Below are 3150 nucleotides of genomic sequence, written 5' to 3'. Positions count from 1 at the left end.
TGTTAACTTTGCAACTTGAAATTTAGTTCGTTGAAAATATTGAAATTACAAAATCCGTAGTACCCGAAAAACGAATCCTATGAACGTAATATGCTCATATGTAGGCAGATATAAAATATTGTTCTCAACTTGGGTTAAAAAAACTAATGCCAAGAAAGCAGAATAGCCAATAGCGAAAAATACCGCTACTTGGCCATCCACAACACGTTAAATCATTTTATCAAAATCCATTTTCATTTGTTCTTGCTTTCTAGTTTCTGAAATATGTACGTAGATCATTGTACTTTCTTTTTTTATTTTGAAACAAATAATTATATTTGAGAATTAATAATTATTTAAAGATGAAATTATAAAAATAATACTGAATTAGCTGGCTTGGGTTTAGTTCAACACGTAATCAAGATTAATTTCTTTAGCAAATTTCAAAAAGTGGAGATTTAAATATTAGGAAATTTAACAAAGTCAAAAATTAGGAACATCAATGAAAAAGCTTTTAATTATTATTCTAAGTTTGTGTTTTTCGATAAATGGGTTTTCTCAGATTGATTCTGTAAAAGCGGAGATTCAGAAGAATGTTGGTAAAAATTGGCTTGTCGAAATAAATGACTCTATAAAGTTTTCTCATCCCTATTTGAAGAAGGGAAAATACTTAGCAACGCTTTATATAATAGGTGAAATTGATACTGTTGAATTTCTTTTATTTTCATCTTTAGATTCTAATTTTGGAAATGAAATAACAAATTATCATAAACTAGCAAGTTGTTATCTGACTAAAGAGAATTACAAGGCAAAGTTTTTCCATGCAGAATACTATTTTCTATTTCTTCATTTCTACCCATGTTGGAATGTAGGGTATTCTGAAAACAGCAAGGAATTGATAAAGAAACTATTTGAAAAATAAAAAAAAACATTAGCTAATCGAGTAGGCGGCTGATGGCAAAATAGCCACCAGTGCACCTGTCACGCCACTAAGCGTATGGGTCTCGTACTTAGCGGTTCATTAAGCAAAAGAACTTGCATTAAAACGACCTCTGAAACTAACCGTCAAATCATCTCATCAAAAACCATTTTTACTTGTTCCTGTTTTCTGAAATGTGTAGCGCTTGATTAAATTGAATCGGCTATTGTTGCTAGATATTGTATATTTGGCTATTTTTAAAGTAATTATGAAAAAGGTGCTCATATTTACAAGTTGGGAACATTTAAAAGAAAGACATTATGAATAGATTAACCTTGATGCTAGTTACTCTTATTTTAATAACTGGTTGTACGCAGAATATAGAATTTTGGAAAATTGAGAAATTTGATATTTTAGAAAATGGCCTCAAAGAAAATGAAGAGGTTACTGCTATTTATTATAGCGGGGGTCCACATGATGAATATGTTGAGGGAGGATATTATCGACATGCTGTTGTTATTTCAAGTATAACTCAAGACACATTTAATGTTTTAACTTTCCCAACCTATGACTTAGAAAATATCAGCTCGGGAAATAACATTTTTAATTTTATTAGTAATCCAGCTGTGGAAAAGCTGATTCCTAATCTTGAAGATTTTCCCGAAGATATGCAAGAATCTTTATTAAATTCTGAACCTGAGAAAACGGAATGGGCTAAGTATTCAAAAGTTATTAGGAATCCAGACTTTGATTACATTACAAATAATGAGCATAAAACTGTCATTGGAGCGTTAACCAAGGAATAAACCTTTGCCAACAAAGCAGCATAGCCAATAGTGAGAAACACTGCTACTTGGCCATCCACAACAAGTTAAGGAATCAGTTCCTCTCTCTACTGAGAATTTTCAACTTGTGGTTTTTGAGCAACAAAATACAAACTTGTTGAAGTTGTGAGTATAGTGGCGTAGAATTATAGCTTGTAATAATCGACTATAAGCGCTTAATTAATTTGAATTGGCTATTGTTGCTTGATATTGTATATTTGTTTATTTTTAAGTAATTCTGAAAAAGTTGTACATATATACAAGTTAGCTGCAATAGAAAAATGAAAGCAAGAAAAGACATTCTGAAAACAACTGATCAATTATACTACATTCTTGAGAGCCCAAAAGCTAAAAGATGGGTTGGTTTGATGTCGATCAAACTAGATTTGCAATATGTAAAACAACTTCTCGAGTACATGAAAGGACAAGAGGATGATGAATTACTCACTAAATCTTATTGGATCTCTTGCATCATTATTTATGGAAAATGTTTTACGGATGCTGCAAAAGGAAGAGGCACTACACTAAATAAGGAAGATATATTCAGTGCAAACTCAAATTTGGGAAAATTTCATGAAGAGTTAATGGACATGAGACACAATTATATAGCTCATGCCGGGGATTCAATTTTCGAGAAAATGGAACCTAGAATTAGACTTGCTTCGAGAGGAAATTCCTCGTATCCCCATTTGGTATATCAAGGATACACTATTAAAGGATTCTCTCACAATGTACTATTGGAATTTATTAATATTATAGATTATCTGATGGAACAACTTAGTAGTAAAATAGAAACGGTTGGAAACCTTGTTTTACAGGAAGAGGAAAAGAACAAAACAAAAGAAGAAATGCTAGAGGCTGTAATGAATCAGCGTATAAACGATTTATGATAAAACTATAGCAGTTAACAGCACTTATCGCAAATGGCCGCTTTTCGTTTACAACAAAAAGAATCGCAAATAATGTTAATCAAAAGCAATCAGGTAAACATCGGCCACTTGCCATAGCTGCAACACGTTAAATCATCTTATCAAAAACCATTTTCATTTGTTCTTGTTTTCGAGTTTCTGAAATGTGTACATATATCATTGTTGTATCAATTTTGGAGACTGACAAAAATAAATATAGCTACTAATGAAAATAGATATATGCCACTGACTCAAATGACGTAAAATATTCAAATGCTTGATATTAAACAAACTAAATACAATTTGGATGTGAGCGATATGTCAAATATAGGGTACTATGGTGCGTATATTAATTAGTTATGTGGCATTAGAACTGGCAGTTGGATATACCGGAGCAAGCTGACCCCCTCCGAGCGATAAAAAAAATGTTGTTTTTCTGAGTGAAATTTGTCTGTCATTCCGGCAGATGTTGACCCCTTTTTTGCGGCGGCGGCTTTCGAGAAACGGAGCATGTTGACCC

Annotated in this window: 3 protein-coding genes; all 3 read left to right on the top strand. The window is 32.3% G+C overall.

The features are described 5' to 3' along the window. Positions 1-481 precede the first annotated feature (481 nt). The 3 genes from HN894_03005 to HN894_02995 all read left to right on the top strand — a co-directional run bounded on the left by HN894_03005 (position 482) and on the right by HN894_02995 (position 2612). On the top strand, positions 482-901 hold the full coding sequence (locus HN894_03005; protein MBT7142282.1) for a hypothetical protein: 420 nt from the start codon (positions 482-484) through the stop codon (positions 899-901). A gap of 317 nt (positions 902-1218) precedes the next feature. Beyond that, complete coding sequence (locus HN894_03000; GenBank protein ID MBT7142281.1) at positions 1219-1704, top strand: hypothetical protein; 486 nt, start codon at positions 1219-1221, stop codon at positions 1702-1704. A 386-nt stretch (positions 1705-2090) separates the two neighbouring features. Next, positions 2091-2612 carry a hypothetical protein gene (locus tag HN894_02995; protein ID MBT7142280.1) on the top strand — a complete coding sequence of 174 codons (522 nt, stop codon included), beginning with the start codon at positions 2091-2093 and terminating at the stop codon, positions 2610-2612. The last annotated feature ends 538 nt before the right edge of the window (positions 2613-3150 follow it).

This window comes from Bacteroidota bacterium (genome assembly GCA_018692315.1).
In the GTDB taxonomy this organism is placed as follows: domain Bacteria; phylum Bacteroidota; class Bacteroidia; order Bacteroidales; family JABHKC01; genus JABHKC01.
The sequence above is the reverse complement of the archived record's forward strand: the minus strand, read 5'-3'. Positions and strand labels throughout refer to the sequence as shown.

What these genes read in the sequence shown, in the direction of transcription:
- HN894_03005 (MBT7142282.1), top strand. Translation starts at nt 482, where the DNA reads ATGAAAAAGCTTTTAATTATTATTCTAAGTTTGTGTTTTTCGATAAAT.
- HN894_02995 (MBT7142280.1), top strand. Translation starts at nt 2,091, where the DNA reads ATGTCGATCAAACTAGATTTGCAATATGTAAAACAACTTCTCGAGTAC.
- HN894_03000 (MBT7142281.1), top strand. Translation starts at nt 1,219, where the DNA reads ATGAATAGATTAACCTTGATGCTAGTTACTCTTATTTTAATAACTGGT.